Raw genomic sequence first — 24,129 nt, 5'->3', positions numbered from 1 at the left:
GGGGCAATTGTTATGTTTAGATATAATGTACGCGGAGAAAATATTGAAGTTACTGAGGCAATTCGCGACTACGTGGAGAAAAAAGTAGGGAAATTAGAACGCTACTTTAGTGATGCACCCGATGCAACAGCTCATGTAAATTTAAAAGTTTACACAGAGAAAACAGCGAAGGTAGAAGTCACAATTCCACTTCCATATCTTGTATTACGTGCGGAAGAAACATCACCAGATTTATATGCAAGTATTGATTTGGTTGTCGATAAATTAGAACGTCAAATCCGCAAATTCAAAACAAAAATTAACCGTAAATCTAGAGAAACAGCTTTACCGGATGTACAAGCAACAATTTTTGCAGTAGCTGAGGAAGCCGAAGAAGACAACGGTCCTGAATTAGATATTGTTCGTACGAAACGTCTTTCATTAAAACCAATGGACAGTGAAGAAGCTGTATTACAAATGAATATGCTAGGCCATAACTTCTTCATCTTTGAAGATGCAGAAACAAATGGCACAAGCATTGTTTATCGTCGTAGAGATGGCAAATATGGCTTAATTGAAACAGATTAATAAATTAAATGAAAAATCCAGGTGGGAACGCTTGGATTTTTTATTTTTTTACGCTTTCCTTAAAAAGTAAAATCGCTCAGTGTGAATTAGCGGAAAAAGTAGCAATCAAAGGAAACAAGTGATAAAATGGATTGGAGACTTTCCTATGTTATATTAGGAAGTAGAACAATGTTTAAAAGGAGAATCGTAAAGGAATGGCCAACTTTTTTAGAACACTGATTGAAAATGATAAAAAAGAAATTAAACGACTAGATCAAATGGCAAATAAAGTCGAAGCATTAGCAGACCAAATGAGTGTATTGTCAGATGAAGAATTACGTGCAAAAACTGATGAATTCCGTCAACGTTATCAACAAGGAGAAACTTTAGACGAATTATTAACAGAAGCATTTGCAGTTGTCCGTGAAGCGGCGAAACGAGTACTAGGACTATATCCATATCATGTACAATTAATGGGAGGGATAGTCTTACATGACGGGAACATTCCAGAAATGCGTACCGGTGAAGGTAAGACATTAACTGCGACAATGCCTGTTTATTTAAATGCCTTGACAGGCGAAGGCGTTCATGTTGTAACTGTGAATGAATACTTAGCAACACGTGACTCAACTGAAATGGGGGAATTGTATAATTTCTTAGGAATGACAGTTGGTCTAAATATCAACTCAAAATCTTCAGAAGAAAAACGTGCAGCTTATGCATGTGATATCACATATAGCACTAACAATGAACTAGGTTTTGATTATTTGCGTGATAACATGGTAGTATATCGCCATCAAATGGTACAACGACCATTGAATTATGCTATTGTCGATGAAGTAGACTCAATTTTAGTCGATGAAGCAAGAACCCCGTTGATTATTTCTGGACAAGCAGAAAAATCAACAGCTTTATATGTACGTGCTGATAATTTTATCAAACGTTTGAAAGAAGAAGAGGACTATAAAATTGATGTTCAATCAAAAACAATTAGTCTAACTGAAACAGGAATTGAAAAAGCTGAAGAGACATTTGGTTTAGATAATTTATATGACATTGAAAACACAGCATTAACACACCATCTAGATCAATCATTACGGGCAAACTATATCATGATTCGCGATATTGATTATGTTGTACAAGATAATAAAGTAATGATCGTAGACCAATTTACAGGTCGAATTATGGATGGCCGACGTTATTCTGATGGGCTACATCAAGCAATTGAAGCCAAAGAAGGCGTAGAAATTGAAGATGAGACAAAAACAATGGCATCTATTACTTTCCAAAACTTCTTCCGTATGTATAAAAAACTAGCAGGTATGACAGGGACGGCGAAGACAGAAGAAGAGGAATTTAGAGAAATTTATAATATTCAAGTATTCCAAATTCCAACCAATAAACCAGTTGTTCGTGATGACCGTGCAGATTTGTTGTATCCAACATTAAGCAGTAAGTTTAAAGCTGTAGTTCAAGATATTAAAGAACGTCATCGTAAAGGACAGCCTGTTTTAGTGGGGACAGTTGCTGTAGAGACTTCAGAATTATTATCAAATATGCTAGATGAAGAACGTATCCCGCATGAAGTTTTAAATGCGAAAAACCATTTTAAAGAAGCTGAAATTATTTTAAACGCTGGTCAAAAAGGTGCTGTTACGATTGCAACTAACATGGCTGGGCGTGGTACTGATATTAAATTAGGTTTAGGGGTTGCTGAAGTTGGCGGTTTAGCTGTTATTGGGACTGAACGCCATGAATCTCGTCGTATTGATAATCAGTTACGTGGACGTGCAGGACGTCAAGGGGATCCCGGTGTTTCACAATTTTATTTGTCTTTAGAAGATGATTTGATGAAACGTTTTGGTTCAGAAAGAATTAAAGTATTTTTGGATCGTTTAAACATTGATGAAGAGGATTCTGTGATTCAAAGCCGAATGTTTTCAAAACAAGTAGAATCAGCACAAAAACGTGTGGAAGGAAATAACTACGACACTCGTAAAAATGTCTTGCAATATGATGACGTGATGCGTGAACAACGTGAAGTAATTTATCGTCAACGTCAACAAGTAATTATGGAAGAAAGTTCATTGTCTGATGTATTAATGAGTATGGTTAAACGGACAATTGATCGCGTAGTTGATGGTCATACGGATGTAGAAGCTCATCAATTAAACCGGATCGGAATTGTTGATTTTGCAGGTAGTGTATTGGTTCATGAAGATTCTATCTCTGTTGCTGATCTTGAAGATAAAGATCCACAACAAGTGAAAGAATATTTAATGCAACGGGCACAAGAAAAATTTGATGAAAAAGTGGCGCAATTAAATAGTCCAGAACAATTACTAGAATTCCAAAAAGTAGTAATTTTACGAGTTGTCGACTCAAAATGGACGGACCATATTGATGCAATGGATCAATTACGTCAATCAATCGGGTTACGTGCTTATGGTCAAAATAACCCACTCGTTGAATATCAAACAGAAGGTTATACTATGTTTGAAAACATGGTTGGTGCAATTGAATATGATGTTACACGCTTATTCATGAAAGCTGAAATTCGACAAAATGTCCAACGTGAGCAAGTAGCTCAGACTGAGGTGCATCCAACAGAGCAAACTGACACCAATACAGCTGAAAAGCGTCCAGTTCAAGTAACTAAAGTTGGTCGTAATGATCCATGTCCTTGCGGAAGTGGAAAGAAATATAAGAACTGCCACGGTAAAGGTAAGTAGAAAAAATAGGAAATAAAGAGACAATTTATTTGTACTCTTCGGGGGGCTGGTCATATAAATTGTCCAGCCCTTTAATTGTCTAAAATTAAGAAAGAAGGAATTTAAATGGAAATTGCTGAGATTCGCAACCAACTTGAAGAAATGAATGAAAAAATTATAAGCTTTAGGGGGTCTCTTTGACCTCGAACAATTAGAAGAAGACATTGCAGAAGCAGAACACCGCATGGCTGAACCAGGATTTTGGGATAATTCCGAAACAGCACAACAAATAATTAATGAGAATAATGCCAACAAAGAAACCTATGACCAATTTAATCATTTAGCTAATGGCGTTGAAGAGTTAGAAGTGATGGTAGAAATGTTGCAGGAAGATCCGGATCCAGAAATTGAGGCCGAGTTAGTTGCTGGTATTAAAGGTTTGCGTGAAGCGATGAATACGTATGAGTTATCAATGCTATTAGATGGACCGTATGACCGTAATAATGCCATTGTAGAATTGCATCCTGGAGCTGGTGGGACGGAATCACAAGATTGGGGTAGTATGTTGTTACGCATGTACACACGTTGGGCTGAACAACATGATTATCAAGTAGAGGTGTTGGATTATCAAGCTGGTGATGAAGCGGGAATTAAGAGTGTTACTTTATTGATTAAAGGCCATAATGTATATGGGTATTTGAAATCTGAAAAAGGCGTTCATCGATTAGTACGTATTTCACCGTTTGATTCAGCTAAACGACGTCATACTTCGTTTTGTTCAGTAGATATCATGCCTGAATTAGATGCTACAATTGAAGTAGATATTAATTCAGATGATTTAAAAATTGATACGTATCGCGCAAGTGGTGCAGGAGGCCAACATATTAATAAAACAGAGTCGGCTGTCCGAATTACGCACATTCCTACTGGAACAGTAGTAGCTAGCCAAGCGCAACGTTCACAGTTGAAAAACCGCGAACAAGCAATGAGTATGTTACAAGCAAAACTATATCAATTAGAAGTTGAAAAACAAGAGCAAGAAGCGGCGGCTTTACGTGGTGAACAATTGGAAATTGGTTGGGGATCGCAAATTCGGTCGTACGTATTTCATCCGTATTCAATGGTAAAAGATCATCGTACGAATTTTGAAACAGGTAATGTTCAAGCGGTAATGGATGGCGATTTAGATGGTTTCATTGATGCCTATTTAAAATTAAAATTAAATCAAAATAACTAAAAGTCATTTAATTGAAATAAAAATGTAACTTACTGAAAGCTTGTTGCAATATAGGCATGCTATAATGAGCCAGTATGAATAAAAGTGATTGGAGAGATAGCCATGATTGAAATGCAAGATGTAATGAAAAAGTACTCTAATGGTACAACAGCTATCCGTAATCTTTCGGTTTCAATTAATCAAGGTGAATTTGTTTATGTCGTTGGACCATCCGGCGCAGGAAAATCTACCTTTATCAAGTTAATGTATCGAGAAGAAAAACCTACAAAAGGCATGTTGAGTGTTGCAGGTTATGAGTTAACAAAAATAAAACGTCGTGATGTATCCCTTTTACGTCGTGAAATTGGAGTAGTTTTTCAAGATTATAAATTACTGCCAAAGAAAACTGTCTATGAGAATGTGGCATACGCAATGCAAGTAATTGGTCGTAAACCTCGTGAGATCAAAAAACGTGTGATGGAAGTCTTAGATCTAGTTGGATTGAAGCACAAAGTCCGTGTTTTCCCTAGTGAGCTTTCAGGTGGCGAACAACAACGTGTGTCGATTGCTCGTGCAATTGTAAATACACCTAAAGTATTGATTGCAGACGAACCAACCGGAAACCTTGATCCTGAGAATTCATGGGAAATCATGAAATTATTAGACCGGATTAATGGACAAGGGACAACAATTGTTATGGCGACACACAATAGTACAATTGTAAATACGATTCGTCATCGTGTAATTGCCATTGAAAATGGACGTATTATTCGAGACCAGGTGGAAGGAGAGTACGGCTACGATGATTAGAACTTTTTTTCGACACGTTTTAGAAAGCTTGAAGAGTTTACGTCGTAATGGATGGATGACCATTTCTTCCATTAGTGCAGTAACGATTACCTTGACTTTATTAGGTGTTTTCTTAGTTGTTATCATGAATACAGTGAAATTAGCACAAGATATGGAAGAAAACGTAGATGTTTCCGTTTTTGTTACTTACGGAACAGATGATAAAGGGAAAGAGGAATTAGAAAAACAATTAAAAGAAATTCCTCATGTAAAATCCGTAGTATATTCAAGTCAAGATGAAGAATTAGATCGTATTAAAGAATCTTATGGAGATGTCTGGGGATTATTTGATCAAGACAATCCATTGTTAGACATTTTTGTGGTAAGTGCAACAGAGCCTCGTTATGTAAAAGATATTACTGAAGAAGCTGAAAAAATTACGAAATATGTGCATAAAGCCAGCTACGGGGAAGATTTATCTGATCGTATTTTTGGCATTGCGCAAGGTGTTCGGACTTGGGGCTTGATAGGTTCAGCTTTATTACTACTAGTGGCAATGTTTTTAATTTCAAATACGATTCGTATTACGATTTTATCGCGTCAACGTGAAATTCAAATTATGCGTCTTGTAGGAGCGAAAAATGGATACATTCGTTGGCCTTTCTTCTTAGAAGGCGGTTGGATTGGACTATTTGGAGCTGCTGTTCCAGTAGCTTTAATGTACTTTGGTTATCCAAGGTTCTTCAATATTATCAATCCAGTATTATTGCGATCAAACTATAGTTTATTAGCACCAGGAACGTTTACGATTCAAATTTGTGTGTTATTAGTGCTTATTGGTATGACAATTGGTTCATTGGGATCAGTTATCTCCATGAGACGTTTCTTAAAAATTTAATTCTATAAAACTTCAAGTACGTCGTTCATTTGACATACTTGAAGTTTTTTTTTTGAAAAAAAGAATTACCTCATTTTTATCAATAAGTATTTTCCAAGCTTTTGAGATGATGGTAAAATAGAAATGATGGTAATGTATTGATTATGAAAAAAATGAGGGATTATAGATGAAAAAAAGAACATTATTGCTCCCGCTTATCGGGCTATCACTTTTAATGACAGGTTGTGCCAAATGGATTGATCGTGGTGAATCTGTGACTGCCGTAGGCTCTTCAGCGTTGCAACCATTAGTTGAAACTGTTGCAGAAGCTTACCAAACTGAGAATCCTGGGAAATTTATCAATGTCCAAGGTGGCGGAAGCGGGACAGGTTTAAGTCAAGTGCAATCTGGCGCTGTGGATATTGGCAATTCAGATTTGTTTGCTGAAGAGAAAAAAGGAATTGACGCAGATGCGCTAGTCGATCATAAGGTGGCAGCTGTAGGAATTACTCCTATTGTTAATAAAGAAGTAGGGGTTTCAGATATCTCCTTAGAAAATTTGAGGAAAATCTTTTTAGGCGAAATCACTAACTGGAAAGAAGTAGGTGGAAAAGACCAAGAAGTTGTTCTGTTAAATCGTGCCGCTGGAAGTGGGACTCGTGGAACTTTTGAGAAATGGGTCTTAGATGGTGAGACAGCTAAGCGTGCACAAGAACAAGATTCAAGTGGAATGGTGCGTCAAATTATTGCTGACACACCTGGAGCTATCAGTTATGTTGCTTTTTCGTATGTTACTGATGATGTTGCAACCTTATCAATTGATGGGATTGAACCAATTGATGAGAATGTAACAACTAATGATTGGATTATTTGGTCTTATGAGCATATGTATACCAAAGGCAAACCAACAACATTAACAAAAGAGTTCCTAGATTATATTCTTTCCGAAGAAGTACAAATGAGTGTAGTAGGGGAGCTAGGATATATTCCAGTATCTAAAATGGAAGTAGAACGTGATTGGGAAGGAAATATTATTAAGTAGCTTTACACAAAATTTACAAAGTTCTCTTAATCTTTACAAAACGTTAAACTAAAATTGACGTTGGAACGTTACACTGAGTGAGAGCGAAAATCTTAGTTTTTGAGGAGGAACCCTCGTGGAAGAAAATGTAAAAGAATTGTTAACAAAAAAATCAAAACGCGCCAAAATGGAGCAAAGAGGACGGTTTATCAGTTTCCTATGTATCGCCTTAATTGTTTTGGTCGTAGTTTCTATTTTTTATTTTGTAGCAAGTAAAGGACTGGCTACTTTCTTTACCGACAAGATAAATGTGTTTGATTTCTTATTTGGAACAAATTGGAATCCAAGTCAAGTTGGACCAGACGGGCAGCCAATGGTAGGGGCGTTACCAATGATTGTTGGTTCGTTTGTCGTAACATTTTTATCAGCAATAGTCGCAACCCCATTTGCCATTGGTGCAGCTGTTTTTATGGTAGAAATTTCACCTAAACAAGGACAAAAAATCTTACAACCAGTTATTGAACTCTTAGTTGGTATTCCATCAGTAGTTTATGGATTTATTGGTCTATCTGTGATTGTACCTTTTGTTCGTTCCATTTTTGGTGGTACTGGATTTGGGATTTTAGCTGGAACGTTTGTTTTATTCATTATGATTTTGCCAACTGTTACTACCATGACAGTAGATGCATTAAAAGCTGTTCCTCGTCATTATCGTGAAGCGTCATTGGCTTTAGGAGCTACTCGCTGGCAAACAATTTATAAAGTAGTTTTACGTGCTGCAGTGCCAGGAATTTTGACAGCCGTTGTGTTTGGGATGGCTCGTGCTTTTGGTGAAGCTTTAGCAATTCAAATGGTCATTGGTAATGCTGCATTATTGCCAACTAGTTTAGTTACACCTGCTTCAACTTTAACCTCGATTTTAACAATGGGTATCGGAAATACCATTATGGGTACAGTTGAAAATAACGTGTTGTGGTCATTAGCACTAATCTTATTATTAATGTCATTACTATTTAATATTGTCATTCGTATTATTGGGAAGAAAGGGGCGTTGAAATAATGAACGCAAAACGTGCAGATAAAATCGCTACTGGAATTTTATATGGGATTTCAGGAATTATCGTTTTAATTCTAGCGTCATTATTAGCTTATATCCTTGTCCGAGGAGTTCCTCATATTTCTTGGGAATTTTTAACACAACCTTCTAAAGCATATCAAGTAGGTGGTGGGATTGGTATCCAGTTATTTAACTCTTTCTACTTGTTATTTATTACCATGCTTATTAGCTTTCCAATTTCTTTAGGAGCAGGGATCTATTTATCCGAATATGCAAAAAAGAACTGGGTAACGGATGTGATTCGTACATCAATTGAGATTTTAAGTTCTTTACCGTCTGTTGTAGTTGGTTTGTTTGGTTTTTTGATTTTTGTTATTCAATTTGAATATGGTTTTTCAATTATTTCTGGGGCTTTAGCATTAACATTTTTTAACTTACCTTTGCTAACGAGAAATGTGGAAGAATCATTGCGTGCAGTCCATTATACACAGCGTGAAGCGGGGCTTGCTTTAGGACTATCTCGTTGGGAAACAGTCTTACGAGTAGTAGTGCCAGAAGCAACACCTGGGATTTTGACTGGGGTTATTTTGAGTTCCGGACGTATTTTTGGAGAAGCGGCAGCCTTGATTTATACAGCTGGTCAAAGTGCGCCAGCTTTAGATTTCAGCAATTGGAATCCATTGAGTGTTTCAAGTCCGATTAGTATTTTCCGTCAAGCGGAGACATTAGCGGTTCATATTTGGAAAATCAATACGGAAGGTACAATGCCAGATGGTGTAGCTGTATCTGCAGGAGCATCTGCCGTATTAATTATCGCTGTTTTAGCTTTCAACTTCGGCGCACGTGCAGTTGGAAAAAAACTGCATAAGAAAATGACGTCAGCATAAGGAGAATGACTATGAAAGAATATAATTTGGACGAACGTAATATTATTACGATGGAAGGCAAAGATGTTATTGTGCATACAAACGATTTACATGTATTTTATGGCAATAACGAAGCAATTAAAGGCGTAGATTTAGCCTTTGAAAAAAATAAAATTACTGCCTTGATTGGTCCTTCAGGATGTGGAAAATCAACCTATTTACGCTCTTTAAACCGGATGAATGACGGTATTGCAAATACCAAAGTAACTGGCGAAATCATGTATAAAGGTGTCAATGTAAATTCTTCAGAAGTTGACGTCTATGAAATGAGGAAACGGATTGGAATGGTATTCCAACGCCCAAACCCCTTCAGTAAATCAATTTATGAAAATATCACCTTTGCATTGAAACGTCATGGTGAAAAAGATAAAAATAAATTAGATGAAATTGTAGAAACAAGTTTGAAACAAGCCGCTTTATGGGATCAAGTAAAAGATTCACTGGATAAAAGTGCGCTTGCGTTATCAGGTGGACAACAACAACGTCTATGTATTGCTCGGGCAATTGCAATGAAACCTGATATTTTATTATTAGATGAACCAGCCAGTGCGTTAGATCCAATTTCAACTGGTAAGGTAGAAGAAACATTAATCAATTTAAAAGAAGAATATTCAATTGTTATCGTAACCCACAATATGCAACAAGCGGCGCGTATCAGTGACTATACAGCCTTCTTCTATTTAGGCAATGTTATTGAATATGATGTGACATCAAAAATCTTTACACGTCCAAAAATTCAAGCAACAGAAGATTATGTATCAGGACACTTTGGTTAGTGGGAAACGGAGGTAAAACAATGGGACAAGAGATTATTTCATCAAAAGATTTGCATTTATATTATGGTGAAAAAGAAGCATTAAAAGGCATTGATATGACGATTAATCAAGGTGAAATCACAGCGATGATTGGACCTTCAGGATGTGGAAAATCAACCTATTTACGTTGCTTAAACCGTATGAATGATTTGATTCCAAACGTAACAATCACAGGAAGTGTGGTTTACAAAGGAAAAGATATATATAGCCCCAAAACAGACACAGTAAATTTACGTAAAGAAATTGGAATGGTGTTTCAACAACCGAACCCATTTCCATTTTCGATTTATGAAAATATTATTTATGGATTGAAATTAAAAGGTGAAAAAGATAAACAAGTATTTGATCAAGTAGTAGAAGAAAGCTTGAAAGCCGCTTCTGTTTGGGAGGATGTTAAAGACAAATTGCATACGAGCGCTTTAGCTTTGTCTGGTGGACAGCAACAACGAGTATGTATTGCACGTGTATTAGCAGTGAATCCAGAAATCATCTTATTGGATGAACCAACAAGTGCCTTAGATCCAATTTCTTCAGGGAAAATTGAAAATACATTATTAGAGTTGAAAGAGAAATATACGATGATTATGGTTACCCATAATATGTCCCAGGCTTCTCGTATTTCTGATAAAACAGCTTTCTTCTTGAACGGTGACTTGATTGAATTTAATGACACAAAGAAAATTTTCTTAAATCCAGGTAAAAAAGAGACAGAAGATTACATTTCTGGTAGATTTGGATAACAAAATTTGTTTTAATGAAGTAAATCATGAAAACTTAAAGGGGAGAAAATCAAATGTTGCGTACACAATTTGAAGAAGACTTATTAAATCTGCATAATCAATTTTATGAGATGGGTATGATGGTAAGTAAAGCAATCCATAAATCTGTTCGTTCATATGTGAAACATGACAAAGCTTTAGCAAAAGAAGTCATTGAACGAGATGAACACATTAATGATCTTGAAATTTTATTAGAGAAAAAAAGCTTTGAGATGATTGCTTTACAACAACCAGTAACCACCGACTTGCGTAAAATTATTACAGTTATGAAAGCTAGTTCTGACTTAGAACGTATGGGGGATCATGCAGTATCTATCGCAAAATCAACTATTCGTGTCAAAGGGCAAGAACGTATTGCTGAAGTAGAAAAAGATATTTCAGATATGTCTGATTACGTGAAAAAAATGGTGGATAACATTTTAGTTGCGTATGTGAAAACAAACCAAGAAGATGCAAAAATGATTGCTAAGATGGATCAGCGTGTGAATGAATATTATGAAAAAATTTACTATGAAACAATTGCAGCAATGAAAGCTAATCCTGAAACAGTAGTAAGTGGTACTGACTATATTAATGTGGCACAGTATTTAGAGCGGATTGGTGACTACGTAACGAATATTTGTGAATGGATCGTTTACTTGGCAACAGGTAAAATCAGTGAGTTAAGTTCAAACCGTGATGAGTCATTATAATAGTAAAAAAACAAGGTGAACAGGCCTTGTTTTTTTTACTGTTCTTAAGATTGAGTAAAAGTTGGTACTTAAGACCTATGCATTTTATTTCAAAAGAGGGCATAATATGTGTGTAAGGAAAACTTGCATATAATAAATTTGCTTAAGGAGGCAATTTCCATGAACGAAAGAGAACGAATTTTGGATTTAGTAAAAAAAGGTGTACTTTCTACGGAAGAAGCCTTGGATTTGCTAGAAGGAATTGCGAAGGCGAAAGACGAATCACAAATTCAACGAGCTGCCGATGAAGTCACAGCAGAAAAAAAAGAAGACAGAAGTCAATTGATTGATGATATAGAAGATTTTGATTTAGAAAAAGATTTATCTGATGGAGAAGACGAGTTACGTCAAAAAGCAATAGAAGACAAAGCACGTTTAGAACAAATTTTGGATGAATTAGCAACTGAAGCGAATGAAGCATCTGTTGAATTAGATGAAGTTAATGCTGAAATCCAAGGTGTACACACAGAATTAAAAGAAGCACGTGAACGCTTGATGGAATTGAATACCAAAGAAGAGCTAGGCGAATTAGTCGAGGAAGATTTAGTAACACGTCAAGAACTTGAAGCAGAAGTAAAAACTTTAGAAGACTCACTAGAAGCTTTAAGAGATGAACGTGCAGGTTTAGAAGATCAACTAAAAAATATTCGTCGTAATCAATGGAACCACAAAAAAGAAAAAATTAGTCAAAAAATGGATATTCCAGAAGACTGGAAAGAACAAGCAACTGATACCTTAAACCAAGTTGGTGGCAAAGTAGCAGAAGCAAGTACACATTTAGGTCATTTCTTAAAGAAAACTTTCCAAGCTGTTTCTGAAACAGTGGGTGACAATGTTGAATGGAAAGATGTCAATCTACGTGTTCCAGGTGTAGCTACTCAGAAATTTGAGAAAACATTTGAATTTCCAGAAACACAAGCAAGTATCTTAGATATTAAAGTAGCTAACGGAAATGTTCAATTTGAAGCGTGGGATGAACCTGGTGTAAAAGTAGAAGCAAAAATTAAGCTTTATGGAAAAATGGATGCTGTCTCACCAGAAGCAGCATTTGACGAACGTAGTCAAATTAATGTAGATGATGAACGTATGTCTTTCCAAATCCCCAACAAACGTGTTCGTGCTGATTTAGTTTTCTATTTACCAAAACGCACGTATGATCACGTGTCAATTAAATTATTGAACGGGAATATCTTAGTTAATGAACTGGATGTAAAAGATATTTACACTAAATCGACTAACGGCAACATCGAGGTTGAGCAAATCAATGCTTCGATGTTAGAAATTGAAGGTGTAAACGGCGTTATCCAAGTAAATGGTGGCGAAATTTTAGATTCAATCATTGAAACGGTCAATGGTAGTGTGACAATGAGTGCAACACCACAGAACATTGGAATTTCCTTAGTTAATGGTGACGTTCGTTTAACTTTAAAAGAAGACACATTACGTCGTTTAAACGCAAATTCAGTTAACGGAAATGTTAAAGTTGCTTTCCCAGAAACATTAGGATTAGAAGGAACTGCGAAAACAAGTTTAGGTTCGATCAATAGTCGTTTGTCAGAGTACGAAATTGTTCGTCAAAAGAAAGAACGCATGAACCAGTTATTACAATTCCGTCGTGTCACTGAAAATGTTGCACAAATTGACCTTTCAACTACAACGGGTAATATTTATTTGAAAGATACAGATAAATAAGAGTAAAATGAAGAGAGGCAGAAGATGTGCTGGCACATCTTCTGCACCTAGTGAGAAATGAAGGATGGTGAAAATCATGAGAAAAAAATTAACAAAATCAAAAGACAATGTTGTCTTAACAGGAACTCTAGCAGGTCTTGCCGAGTATTTAAATATTGATCCGACAATTGTTCGTATTGTTTATGTCTTTTTAGCATTAATGGGATTTGGTGCACCAGTGTTACTTTATATCGGTATGGCAATTTTAATTCCAGCTGATCATTCTGAGCGTCCAAAACGTTATGGTAATGACAATAAATATTATACAAACAACAATTATCGTAGCAAAGGCACAACTAGTCCTCGCAAAGAAGCTGAAAAAGTAGAAGAAGAGGACTGGAGTGATTTCTAGTGAGTTATTTCCAACGCCTAATCATTAATATGTTGACATTTATTTCATTATCGGTGTTATTGCCACAAATGGTACATGTCCAAAGTATTATGATGGCATTATTGGCAAGTTTTGTGCTTTCAATTTTGAATGCTCTGATTAAACCAATTCTCACAATCATTTCTTTTCCCCTAACGTTGTTGACACTTGGTTTTTTCAGTTTTGTCATTAATGCTTTGATGCTACAATTCACTTCTCATTTTGTTGGTGCACACAATTTTGGTTTCTCCTCATTTGGATCAGCATTGCTGGTGGCTATCATTATGTCTGTTGTGAATATGATTGTGACTGAACATCACATGGAAAAATATCAGGCATCTTAATCCCTTAGATTTTGACGAATCTAAGGGATATTTTTTTATTTTGAAACATGCACAAAAATGTTGGTTTTTTTTGAGAAAATCTTTACTTTGGTAGTAACTTTGCTTATACAATGATAAAATAAAACGGAACCAAGGTTTAGAAAAGAGGGAAAAGTATGACAGAAACCGTAAAAGTAAAAGAACTAGCTACGGCTTTAAATTTAGAAATTGTTACTGGTGAAGAAGAAGCGCTTAATCGCGATATCAGAACAGCCGACGTTTCTCGTCCAGGCTTAGAATTAACAGGTTATTTTAATTACTATTCACATGATCGTTTGCAACTATTTGGAAGTAAAGAAGTGACCTTTGCACGTCGAATGATGTCAGAAGAACGATTGATGGTTATTCGTCGTTTGTGTGCAGAAGACACACCAGCCTTGATTGTTTCAAGAGGTTTAGATGTTCCTGAAGAAATGATTCAAGCTTGTAATGAAAAACAAATTCCAATCTTACGTTCAACCATTTCAACATCTCGTTTATTAGGACAAATGACTAGTTATTTAGATGGTCGTTTAGCAGCTAGAACGAATGTGCATGGGGTATTGGTAGATGTTTATGGATTAGGGGTTTTGATCCAAGGCGACAGTGGAATTGGCAAGAGTGAGACAGCTTTGGAATTAATTAAACGAGGTCATCGTTTGATTGCTGATGACCGTGTGGATATCTATAAGCAAGATGAATTAACGCTGATTGGAGAACCACCAAAAATCTTAGAACACTTAATTGAAATTCGCGGCATTGGAATTATTGATGTGATGAATTTATTTGGCGCTAGTGCAGTTCGAGGTTCGATGCAAGTTCAATTAGCCGTTTATTTAGAAGCATGGGCTAAAGATAAAAAATACGATCGTCTAGGTTCTTCTGATGAAGTCGTTCAATTAGGTGAAGTGGATATTCCACAAATAAAAATACCTGTCAAAACTGGACGCAATGTAGCAATTATCATTGAAGTTGCAGCAATGAATTTCCGAGCTAAAACGATGGGATATGATGCTACACAAGCGTTTGAAGATCGTTTAAGTCGACTAATTGAAGAGAATTCAGCTCTGTAGGAAGTGAGGCGTTAATATGGTAGGAACAATCAATCGTGTCGCTTTCGAATTGTTTGGGATTGCTATTTACTGGTATGCAATCATCATTATTTCGGGTGTAGTCATTGCTATGTGGTTAAGTTCTCGTGAAGCAGTTAGAGTTGGGTTGCGCTCAGATGATGTTTCAGATTTTATGCTTGCAGCATTACCGTTATCGTTTATTGGAGCTAGATTGTATTATGTTTTATTCAATTTAGAACCTTATATTCAAGACCCAATGCAAGTTTTTAATATTCGCTCAGGTGGTTTAGCGATTTATGGTGGTTTAATTGCAGGTGGAATCTGGCTTTATTTTTATTGTCAACGAAATTTTATTTCGACATGGACATTTTTGGATATTGCAGCACCAAGTGTTATTTTAGCACAAGGCATTGGACGTTGGGGAAACTTCATGAACCATGAAGCATTTGGTGGAGAGACCACACGTGGATTTTTAGAAATGTTGCATTTACCGACTTTTATTATTGATAATATGTATATAGAAGGTGCTTATCGTCAACCAACTTTTTTATATGAATCAATGTGGAATGTTCTCGGTTTTATTTTATTAATTTTCTTACGTAAAAAAACCGGATTGTTAAAACAAGGTGAAGTCTTTTTAAGTTATATTATTTGGTATAGCTTCGGAAGAATGTTTATCGAAGGTATGCGCACAGACAGTCTGTATTTATTTGGTCCTATCCGTGTGTCTCAATTGTTGTCATTTATCTTATTCATTGGCGGTTGGGCTATTTTTATCTGGCGTCGCAAAAAAGCCAATGATTTAAAGGATTATAACCGTTCTCGTGGTGAAAATGAATACTTAATCTAAAGGACAAAATTATTGAAATATGATAGACTTTAGAAAGCACAAAAGAAAATTTTGTTATAGATAGAGGAGGTTTCCGTTGTGAAACAGAAAATTGCAGTCTTAGGCCCCGGTTCTTGGGGAACTGCTCTTGCTCAAGTATTGGCTGAAAATGGTCATGATGTATCTATGTGGGGGCATAATCCAGCTCAAATTGATGAAATTAACACATATCATACGAATAGACATTACTTACCAAATATTAAAATTCCCGAAAGTATTATTGGCTATAAAGACTTAAAGGAAGCGATTATCGGTGTTGATGCAATTTTATTTGTTGTACCAACTAAGGCTGTTCGTAGTGTCGCCCAAGAAGTGGCTAAACACATCGAAGGTCAACCTTATATTATTCATGCTTCAAAAGGGTTAGAACAAGGAACACACAAACGAATTTCTGAAATCTTAACTGAAGAAATTCCAGCAGAACAGCGAAAAGAGATTATTGTATTGTCTGGACCAAGTCATGCTGAAGAAGTAGCTGTTCACGACATTACTACAATTACTGCGGCTAGTGAAATAGAAGAAGCAGCGAAATATGTGCAGGATCTATTTATGAATGACTATTTCCGCATTTATACAAATCATGATGTAATCGGTGTTGAAACTGGTGCAGCTTTAAAAAATATCATTGCTATCGGCGCCGGTGCTATTGCTGGGCTCGGTTTTGGGGATGATGCAAAAGCTGCAATTATGACACGTGGTCTAGCTGAAATTAGCCGTTTAGGCGTAGCAATGGGTGCTGATCCCTTAACCTTCATTGGTTTAAGTGGTGTTGGTGATTTAATTGTTACATGTACAAGCGTACATTCACGTAATTGGCGTGCCGGCAATTTATTAGGTAAAGGTAAAAATCTAGATGAAATCTTAGAGAACATGGGAATGATTGTTGAAGGAGTCGCAACGACAAAGGCAGCGATGGAATTAGCAGATAGTCTAAATGTTGATATGCCGATTACTGCAACAATTTATAGTGTTTTATATGAAGGAAAAGATATTCAGCAAGCAGCGAGAGATATTATGTTAAGAGACGGCAAAATAGAAAATGAATTCTCACAAAAATAGTTGCATGAAGGAGAACAATGTGATGAGAGTAAAAAAAGCAGTGATTCCAGCAGCAGGTTTAGGAACTCGTTTTTTACCTGCAACTAAAGCGATGGCAAAAGAAATGTTACCAATTGTTGACAAACCAACAATTCAATTTATCGTCGAAGAAGCATTAAAATCAGGTATTGAAGATATTCTGATTGTTACCGGCAAAGCGAAACGCCCAATTGAAGATCATTTTGATGCGAATTTAGAATTAGAAATGAACTTAAAAGAAAAAGGTAAAGATGAATTGTTGAAATTAGTCGAAGAAACAACTGATGTTAATTTACATTTTATTCGTCAATCTCATCCAAGAGGACTTGGACATGCAGTCTTACAAGCTAAAGCTTTTGTGGGAAATGAACCGTTTGTTGTCATGTTAGGTGATGATTTAATGGAAGATACCGTACCATTAAGTAAACAGTTAATTGACGATTATGAGTGTACACATGCTTCAACGATTGCTGTCATGGATGTTCCACATGAAGAAACGTATAAGTATGGAATTATTGATCCAGGCGATCAAGTAGAAGATGGCTTATACAATGTTAAAAATTTTGTTGAAAAACCATCTCCTGAAGAAGCACCTAGTGACTTAGCAATTATTGGTCGTTATTTGCTAACACCTGAAATTTTTGATATTTTAGAAAATCAAGAACCTGGTGCAGGTAATGAAATTCAATTAACCGATGCGATTGATACTTTAAATCAAACACAACGTGTATTTGCGAGAGAGTTTAAAGGAAAACGTTATGATGTCGGGGATAAGTTTGGTTTCTTAAAAACAAGTATTGAATATGGCTTAGTTCATCCAGAAGTCAAAGATAACTTAGAAGAATTTTTAATTGAAATTGGTCAAGAGTTAGCTGCTAAAAGACAACCAGTTGTTGAAGAGGTCGTCGAAGAAACAATTGAAACTGAAGAATGAAAAAAAGAATCTTTTTCGCTGAATAGCTAAAAAGATTCTTTTTCTTTAAAAAAATTAGCAAAGTGATATCGCTTTTATTTGTATAATAAATTTTGAAATGATATGCTTAATAGTGTAAGAACTAGAAAGTTTGAAGGGAGTTTTGTTATGACTGCTGGGGGAATCGCAGGATTGATTGCGGCTATTGCTTTTGCGGTACTTGTTTTATTCCTTGTTCGTGTATTGATTAAAGTGGACAAAACGGTCTCATCTGTGCAAACAACTATTACAGAAGCCAATAATACAATCAAAGTAGTGACTAGAGATGTGGATATTCTTTCAAGAGAAGTGGAAGGATTATTGGTCAAAAGTAATGAATTGTTACAAGATGTGAATCAAAAAGTGGCGACTATTGATCCATTATTTACAGCGGTGGCGGACTTAAGTACTAGCGTATCAGAACTAAATTATTCTGGACGAAACTTGGTTTCTCGTTTAGGAACTTTGGGCCGTACAACAGCTCAAGCAACAATTGCTGGTAAAGTTGGACAAACAGCAATGAAATTTTTTAATAAAAACAAAGAAAATGCAGAATAATCGGAGGGAACCATATGAGTAAAAAGGGCGGATTTTTATTAGGTGCAGTTATTGGCGGTACCGCTGCAGCAGTAACAGCATTATTATTAGCTCCTGAATCAGGAAAAGCATTACGTGATAAATTAGGAAAACAAATTGACGATTTATTAGATGCTGCTTCTGATTATACAGATATTGCTAAAGAAAAAGGCGATGATTTAACTGATTTAGCTAAGGAAAAAGCTAGTGAATTTGGCCAACAAGCAGAAGATTTAGCACAATCTTTAAAAGAAAAAGTAACAAATTCTTATGAAGATTTTCAGGATGTCTCTTCAGACTTTACTGATGATGTACAAAATCAAACGAGTGAATTTGCAAATCGTTTCAAAAAAACAGCCAATGATGTAGCTGAAGAAGCTTCAGATGTTGCCGATGATATTATTATCGATGTGAAAGATACCGCAGATGATCTTCAAGAGACTGTTGCAGATGGTGTAGACGATGTTAAAGAAATTGTGTCGGATGCCAAAGAAGAAGCAGCAGAAACGACGACAATTGCTCAAGACGACTTTGAAGAGTCAGTTGAAGAATTAAAAGAAAAAATTGAAGAAAACAATCCAGAAGCATAAAAAAGAAGGTGGGGTGAACAACCTCATCTTTTTTTTAGAAAAATTGGCATAAAAACGAAAAGAATTACTGATGGTAAGTAAATTCTAGTACAAGTTGAAAAAATCACGATTATTGAAAGTATTAGTCATGGTGAATATGTTTTTTTATAGGAGCAGTGATTGCTGAAGATAAGTTGTATCATTTTGCAGTTCAAAATAAAACGATTCGAATTACCGAGCATGTCCACTTGGTAATTCGAATCGTTTTGTTTTAATCTATAATTTTCATCTCTTTCGAAGTTTTCGTAAATGATTTGCAGCCATCTTTGGTAACATATACACAGTCTTCAATTCGTACACCTACTTGATTTGGTAAATAGATACCAGGTTCGATTGAGAAACACATTCCTTCTTCGATAATGAGGTCATTTCCCGCTACAATTGAAGGAAATTCATGGATAGAAGTACCAATTCCGTGTCCTAAACGATGGTTAAAGGCTTCTCCATAACCGTAATCAGCAATAACATCGCGTGCAATTTTGTCTAATTGACTTGCTGTCATTCCGGGCTTGACAGCGGCTTGTGCAGCTTGTTGTGCTTCTAAAACAATCGCATAAATTTTTTCTTGAAAAGCAGTGGGCTCTTTATAAGCAACAGTTCGTGTTGCATCACTACAATAACCTTTCCAAACCACCCCTAAATCAAATAGGACTAATTCATTGGCTGTCACAGGCGTTTGATTAGGTGCACCATGTGGACTAGCTGCATGTGCACCGACTAAAACGGTAGTATCAAATGACATATGAGAGACACCTTTGCGTTTTAGTTGATAGTCAATCTCTGCAGCAATTTCCTCTTCAGTGACCCCTTCTTTAATCGCTGAAAAGCCGATTTCAAAAGCGACATCTGCCCAGTTGCCTGCTTCAATCAACGTGTCAATTTCTGTGGAAGTTTTATGCAATTGCATTTGTTGGATGACGGTAGTTAAATCTTTTGAAAAATCAGTCGTTGGAAAATAACTTGCAAGTTGCTCAAAGCGATCCAACGTAAAAGCTGATTTTTCAATAGCGAATTGTTGAGGCTTACCATAACGTGTTGTTAGTTCTGCAGCAATCATTTGCCAAGGGTTCTGAGTATCCAAATATCCTACAACCTCAAAAGGCCAACTACTTTGACGAGCAGTCTCTGCTTCCAAAGCTGGTGTAAATAAAAAAGGATCGTGAGTAGGCGAGAAGAAAAGGGCCAATACTCGTTCATGAGGATCACTGGTAAAACCCGATAAATAGGAGATGGTGTTAGGATTTGTGATATAAGCAATATCAACATTTTCTGCCAACATCCACCGAGTTAATTCATTCACTTTTTCTTGATTCATAAAGTACCTTCTTTCTTTAATAATTCTTTACTTATTGTACCACTATTCTGTCAAAATGATGTCAGTAAAATTATTTTCATGAAAATGAAACTAAAACGGTTGCAAATGTGAAAGAAATTTGCTATTCTATCTAAGAAATGTAAACAAGGTTTTCAGAAAATGAAAGTTGATAGGAGAAAATTAATATGGAGAAACAAACGATTACTATTTATGATGTTGCTCGTGAAGCTAATGTATCCATGGCTACCGTCTCTCGTGTTGTTAACGGAAATCCCAATGTCAAACCAGCCACTCGTAAAAAGGTACTTGAAGTCATTGATCGTCTTGATTACCGTCCGAACGCAGTTGCTCGTGGACTAGCTAGCAAAAAAACAACAACAGTAGGAGTAATTATTCCTGATGTCAGTAACATGTTTTTCGCTTCTTTAGCACGTGGGATTGATGATGTTGCAACAATGTATAAATATAACATTATTTTGGCAAACTCAGATGGCGATAGCTTGAAAGAAGTTAATGTATTAAATAATTTATTAGCGAAGCAAGTAGATGGTGTAATCTTTATGGGGCATCGTATTACTGATGAGGTTCGTGGTGAATTTTCACGCTCAAAAACGCCAGTTGTTTTAGCTGGTTCAATTGACCCAGATGAGCAAGTAGGAAGCGTAAATATTGATTATACTGCAGCAGCTAAAGATGCTGTAAGTTTATTAGCGAAAAATGGCAACGAAAAAATTGCTTTTGTGAGTGGTGCTTTAATTGATCCGATTAATGGACAAAATCGCTTAAATGGCTACAAAAATGCTTTAAAAGAAAGCAATTTGGAATATAATGAAGGCTTGATTTTTGAAGCACCTTATTCTTTTAAAGATGGTCTAGCAATTGTAGATCGTTTACTAAATAGCGGAGCAACAGCTGCATACGTGACTGATGATGAGTTAGCGATTGGTATTTTAGATGGCTTGTATGATCGCAATGTAAAAGTACCAGAAGAATTTGAAATTTTAACAAGTAATAATTCATTATTAACAGATGTTTCTCGCCCTCGATTATCAAGTGTAAGTCAACCACTTTATGATATCGGTGCGGTTGCGATGCGTCTATTAACAAAAATGATGAATAAAGAAGAAATTGATCAAAAAACAATTATTCTCCCTTATAACATTTTAGAAAAAGGTTCAACTAAATAATCAAAAAAATCTCGTAAACCGTTATTGGTCTACGAGATTTTTTTTAGCGCCTTCTAGTACTTGGTTGTGCTTTTGGAATAGCTTTTTTCCAATAATCAACATAGTTAGTATCAGTACCACCAATTCCAAAACGGAAACTTACTTTTGATGGACCACCTTTAGCCCAGTAAGAAGTAACAGTGTTACTTGGAATATTAAATGAAGTATTGTTAACGGTCATTCTTCCACCAGGTTTGGCACCCGTGAAATCAGAAACCTTGTATTCCTTGACACTCTTATCTAAATTGAATTCTTTATCGACTCCGATTACATCAGGGTTTGCTTGATAAATAGAATTAGCTAAGTACGCCATATATTGAGCAGTACGTTGCCCAGCATTTGAATCGGTAGGTTGACTATCATCGCGTCCAGCCCAACTACTTAAGGTAATACTTGGTGTTGAAACGACTAACCAAGAATCGACGTATTCATCGGTTGTCCCGGTTTTACCAACCCAGTCGGCATTACCTAAATTCCAATTGATATTATTAACATTAGCTATGAAATTCGTTGTAACACCTTCTTCAACAACGCTACGCATCATATTATTCATAATGGATGCTGTTGCTTTTGAATAAACTTGTACAGGATTTGCTTCATGTTTATAATACTCATTACCTTGTGAATCAGTAATAGATTCAATGAGATAGCCTTCTTGATACACTCCACCATTGGCTAATGTTTGGAAACCATTTGTTTGTTCTAAAGTTGTGACTTCAGGAACTCCTAAAGGTGCGGATTCATATTGCCAAGTATCAGTAGCTGGATAGTTCATTTTCTTCAAGTAATTATCATAAACAGCCTCGGTTGAGCCCATTTCTTCTAATGTTTTTTGATAAATATGGTAAGCTGGAATATTATTCGAATGAATCAATGATTCACGAATTGTTTGGAATGTGCTTGAACCAGTATTAGTCGCATTAACAATTTTCTTTCCTCTATCTTCGCCGTCTTTCCAAGTGGCTGGATAATCAGAAACCCGTGATTCACTACCTATGAGACCTTGATCAATTGCTGGTGCATACACTAGCACAGGTTTAATTGCTGAACCCGCTTGACGTTTTGAACTAAAGGCATGATTATATTGTGATGCTTCATAATCACGACCACCAACAAAACCAAGAATTTTTCCAGTTGTATTTTCCATTAGAATATTTCCGACTTCAACGGAAGAATTATTATCTAACATGTAACCGTAGTTTGTCACAGCATCTTGCATTGCTTGATAAATATTTTTATCAATAGTGGAGTGGATCGTGTATCCACTGTTTGAAATCTTTGTTTGAGCACGGTACAAATAGTTTTGATAAACATCTTCTTTAGCGAAATCTTCGTTGCTTACTTTATCTTCTTGCGCGAGTTTTTTCGCAACAATTTTATAAGCATCGTTCATTACGGCATCGTATAAGAATTCATGACTTTCTTGATTTGCAGTTTCTTTAGGTTTAAAGTCGGCAACTAAGTCATACGCAAGGGCATCTTCGTATTCTTTTTTTGAAATGTCATGATTACGATACATACTAAACAATACGAAATCTTTACGCTGTAAGCCAGCGTCAAAATTTTCTTTTAGTTCACCTGTGTTGGTGTAGGGACTATAGACAATTGGGCTTTGCGGTAAACCAGCTATAAAAGCAGCTTGTGGTAAATTAAGTTCACTTGCTTTTACCCCAAAAATACCTTTAGCGGCTTCTTGCACACCAGCAATGTTTTGTCCTAAATTGTTCCGACCAAATGGTGAAACATTTAAATAGAGTGCGACAATTTCATCTTTTGAATAGTTTTTTTCCACTTCCATTGCTAACAACATTTCATTTGCTTTACGCTTGAAAGTTGTTTCGTCAGTTAGAATTTGTTGTTTAACTAATTGTTGTGTTAACGTTGAGCCACCGCTGCTTCCGATGCCTGTTACTTCTGAAATTAAGGCACGTAGAACCGCTTTTGGTACAATTCCTTTATGTTCATAGAAGTATTCATCTTCCGTTGCTACAACGGCTGTTTTTACCAAATCAGATATTTGATCTGCTGGTACGGTTGTGCGCATCAAATCGGCACGAATTGTCGCAATCGTACTATTGTCCGCATACACCACCTTGGATGTTTCTGTAATATCACCTAGGTCTTGTTGTAGCTCAGTTTTTGTAGGGGCTTTTGTATCACCAACAAGATACGCAAAATAGCCCATTCCGATACCTAATCCCAATGAACCACCAAGAACAAGTAAGGAAATACCTACTAGAAATAATGATTGTATAACCCTTAAGACAATATTAAAATAGAACCATCCAGAGGAACGTTTAATAAATTTTTTTGCTTTTTTTTCCAGTTCGGACAAAATAGCCACCTCAATTTTTAATTTGATTCTGCTTGATTATAGCAAAAAAAGCTTCGATTGAATAGATTGCCGTTTCTTTAAGTGAAAAAACTAAGAAAAAAATAAAAGAAGTACCATTTATTTTTA

The 24,129-nt window shown here is 36.0% G+C and carries 23 protein-coding genes; 21 read left to right on the top strand and 2 right to left on the bottom strand.

Translation table 11 applies throughout. The features are described from left to right. Window positions 1-12 precede the first annotated feature (12 nt). The 20 genes from hpf (at window position 13) to AC4BC5_RS02335 (ending at window position 19,088) form a co-directional block, all read left to right on the top strand. Complete coding sequence (gene hpf / locus AC4BC5_RS02430; protein WP_490496589.1) at window positions 13-567, top strand: ribosome hibernation-promoting factor, HPF/YfiA family; 555 nt, start codon at window positions 13-15, stop codon at window positions 565-567. Window positions 568-761: 194 nt separating this feature from the next. Beyond that, window positions 762-3,278 (top strand): preprotein translocase subunit SecA, encoded by a 2,517-nt coding sequence (secA, locus tag AC4BC5_RS02425; protein ID WP_490496588.1) that lies wholly within the window; start codon window positions 762-764, stop codon window positions 3,276-3,278. A 105-nt stretch (window positions 3,279-3,383) separates the two neighbouring features. Next, window positions 3,384-4,494 (top strand): peptide chain release factor 2 gene (gene prfB, locus AC4BC5_RS02420; RefSeq protein WP_490496587.1). Its coding sequence is split into 2 segments (ribosomal slippage): window positions 3,384-3,455 and window positions 3,457-4,494, totalling 1,110 coding nucleotides; the frame shifts between segments, so codons are not numbered across the junction. A 102-nt stretch (window positions 4,495-4,596) separates the two neighbouring features. After that, complete coding sequence (ftsE, locus tag AC4BC5_RS02415) at window positions 4,597-5,283, top strand: cell division ATP-binding protein FtsE (RefSeq protein WP_490496586.1); 687 nt, start codon at window positions 4,597-4,599, stop codon at window positions 5,281-5,283. Beyond that, entirely contained in the window at window positions 5,276-6,160 is an 885-nt protein-coding gene (gene ftsX / locus AC4BC5_RS02410) for a permease-like cell division protein FtsX (protein ID WP_490496585.1), read from the top strand. The genes ftsE and ftsX overlap by 8 nt, the downstream gene beginning before the upstream one ends. A 166-nt stretch (window positions 6,161-6,326) precedes the next feature. Beyond that, window positions 6,327-7,181, top strand: coding sequence for a phosphate ABC transporter substrate-binding protein PstS (locus tag AC4BC5_RS02405; RefSeq protein WP_490496584.1), 855 nt, complete (start codon window positions 6,327-6,329; stop codon window positions 7,179-7,181). A 166-nt stretch (window positions 7,182-7,347) separates the two neighbouring features. Next, window positions 7,348-8,220 (top strand): phosphate ABC transporter permease subunit PstC, encoded by an 873-nt coding sequence (pstC, locus tag AC4BC5_RS02400; RefSeq protein WP_490497487.1) that lies wholly within the window; start codon window positions 7,348-7,350, stop codon window positions 8,218-8,220. After that, a complete protein-coding gene (gene pstA, locus AC4BC5_RS02395) occupies window positions 8,220-9,104 on the top strand; it encodes a phosphate ABC transporter permease PstA (RefSeq protein WP_490496583.1) in 885 nt (294 codons plus the stop codon). Before pstC ends, pstA begins: the two co-directional genes overlap by 1 nt. An 11-nt stretch (window positions 9,105-9,115) precedes the next feature. Continuing rightward, window positions 9,116-9,919 carry a phosphate ABC transporter ATP-binding protein PstB gene (pstB, locus tag AC4BC5_RS02390; RefSeq protein ID WP_490496582.1) on the top strand — a complete coding sequence of 268 codons (804 nt, stop codon included), beginning with the start codon at window positions 9,116-9,118 and terminating at the stop codon, window positions 9,917-9,919. 20 nt (window positions 9,920-9,939) lie between these two features. Further along, on the top strand, window positions 9,940-10,698 hold the full coding sequence (pstB, locus tag AC4BC5_RS02385; protein ID WP_490496581.1) for a phosphate ABC transporter ATP-binding protein PstB: 759 nt from the start codon (window positions 9,940-9,942) through the stop codon (window positions 10,696-10,698). Window positions 10,699-10,751: 53 nt separating this feature from the next. Next, a complete protein-coding gene (gene phoU, locus AC4BC5_RS02380; RefSeq protein WP_490496580.1) occupies window positions 10,752-11,429 on the top strand; it encodes a phosphate signaling complex protein PhoU in 678 nt (225 codons plus the stop codon). A gap of 159 nt (window positions 11,430-11,588) precedes the next feature. Beyond that, window positions 11,589-13,160, top strand: coding sequence for a daptomycin-sensing surface protein LiaX (gene liaX / locus AC4BC5_RS02375; protein ID WP_490496579.1), 1,572 nt, complete (start codon window positions 11,589-11,591; stop codon window positions 13,158-13,160). Window positions 13,161-13,236: 76 nt separating this feature from the next. Next, a complete protein-coding gene (locus AC4BC5_RS02370; protein ID WP_490496578.1) occupies window positions 13,237-13,551 on the top strand; it encodes a PspC domain-containing protein in 315 nt (104 codons plus the stop codon). After that, window positions 13,551-13,913, top strand: coding sequence for a phage holin family protein (locus AC4BC5_RS02365; RefSeq protein ID WP_490496577.1), 363 nt, complete (start codon window positions 13,551-13,553; stop codon window positions 13,911-13,913). Before AC4BC5_RS02370 ends, AC4BC5_RS02365 begins: the two co-directional genes overlap by 1 nt. A 155-nt stretch (window positions 13,914-14,068) precedes the next feature. Then, window positions 14,069-15,004 (top strand): HPr(Ser) kinase/phosphatase, encoded by a 936-nt coding sequence (gene hprK, locus AC4BC5_RS02360; RefSeq protein WP_490496576.1) that lies wholly within the window; start codon window positions 14,069-14,071, stop codon window positions 15,002-15,004. Window positions 15,005-15,020: 16 nt separating this feature from the next. Next, window positions 15,021-15,854: a prolipoprotein diacylglyceryl transferase gene (lgt, locus tag AC4BC5_RS02355; protein ID WP_490496575.1), complete on the top strand. Its 834-nt coding sequence runs from the start codon at window positions 15,021-15,023 to the stop codon at window positions 15,852-15,854. Window positions 15,855-15,932: 78 nt separating this feature from the next. Then, on the top strand, window positions 15,933-16,952 hold the full coding sequence (locus tag AC4BC5_RS02350) for an NAD(P)H-dependent glycerol-3-phosphate dehydrogenase (protein WP_490496574.1): 1,020 nt from the start codon (window positions 15,933-15,935) through the stop codon (window positions 16,950-16,952). 22 nt (window positions 16,953-16,974) lie between these two features. After that, window positions 16,975-17,904 carry a UTP--glucose-1-phosphate uridylyltransferase GalU gene (gene galU, locus AC4BC5_RS02345; RefSeq protein ID WP_490496573.1) on the top strand — a complete coding sequence of 310 codons (930 nt, stop codon included), beginning with the start codon at window positions 16,975-16,977 and terminating at the stop codon, window positions 17,902-17,904. Window positions 17,905-18,051: 147 nt separating this feature from the next. Beyond that, window positions 18,052-18,480, top strand: coding sequence for a DUF948 domain-containing protein (locus AC4BC5_RS02340; RefSeq protein WP_490496572.1), 429 nt, complete (start codon window positions 18,052-18,054; stop codon window positions 18,478-18,480). Between the two features lie 14 nt (window positions 18,481-18,494). Beyond that, window positions 18,495-19,088 carry a YtxH domain-containing protein gene (locus tag AC4BC5_RS02335; RefSeq protein WP_490496571.1) on the top strand — a complete coding sequence of 198 codons (594 nt, stop codon included), beginning with the start codon at window positions 18,495-18,497 and terminating at the stop codon, window positions 19,086-19,088. A gap of 250 nt (window positions 19,089-19,338) precedes the next feature. Here AC4BC5_RS02335 and AC4BC5_RS02330 read toward each other — a convergent pair whose 3' ends face one another. After that, window positions 19,339-20,442, bottom strand: a complete 1,104-nt coding sequence (locus tag AC4BC5_RS02330; RefSeq protein WP_490496570.1) for an aminopeptidase P family protein — start codon at window positions 20,440-20,442, stop codon at window positions 19,339-19,341. A gap of 185 nt (window positions 20,443-20,627) precedes the next feature. Between AC4BC5_RS02330 and ccpA the strand changes: the two genes are divergently transcribed. After that, entirely contained in the window at window positions 20,628-21,629 is a 1,002-nt protein-coding gene (gene ccpA / locus AC4BC5_RS02325; protein WP_490496569.1) for a catabolite control protein A, read from the top strand. Window positions 21,630-21,672: 43 nt separating this feature from the next. On the opposite strand, the gene AC4BC5_RS02320 is transcribed toward ccpA, so the two are convergent. Then, a complete protein-coding gene (locus AC4BC5_RS02320) occupies window positions 21,673-24,003 on the bottom strand; it encodes a transglycosylase domain-containing protein (RefSeq protein ID WP_490496568.1) in 2,331 nt (776 codons plus the stop codon). Window positions 24,004-24,129: the final 126 nt, after the last annotated feature.

Source organism: Enterococcus sp. AMC2644, from assembly GCF_058216475.1.
The sequence above is the reverse complement of the archived record's forward strand: the minus strand, read 5'-3'. Positions and strand labels throughout refer to the sequence as shown.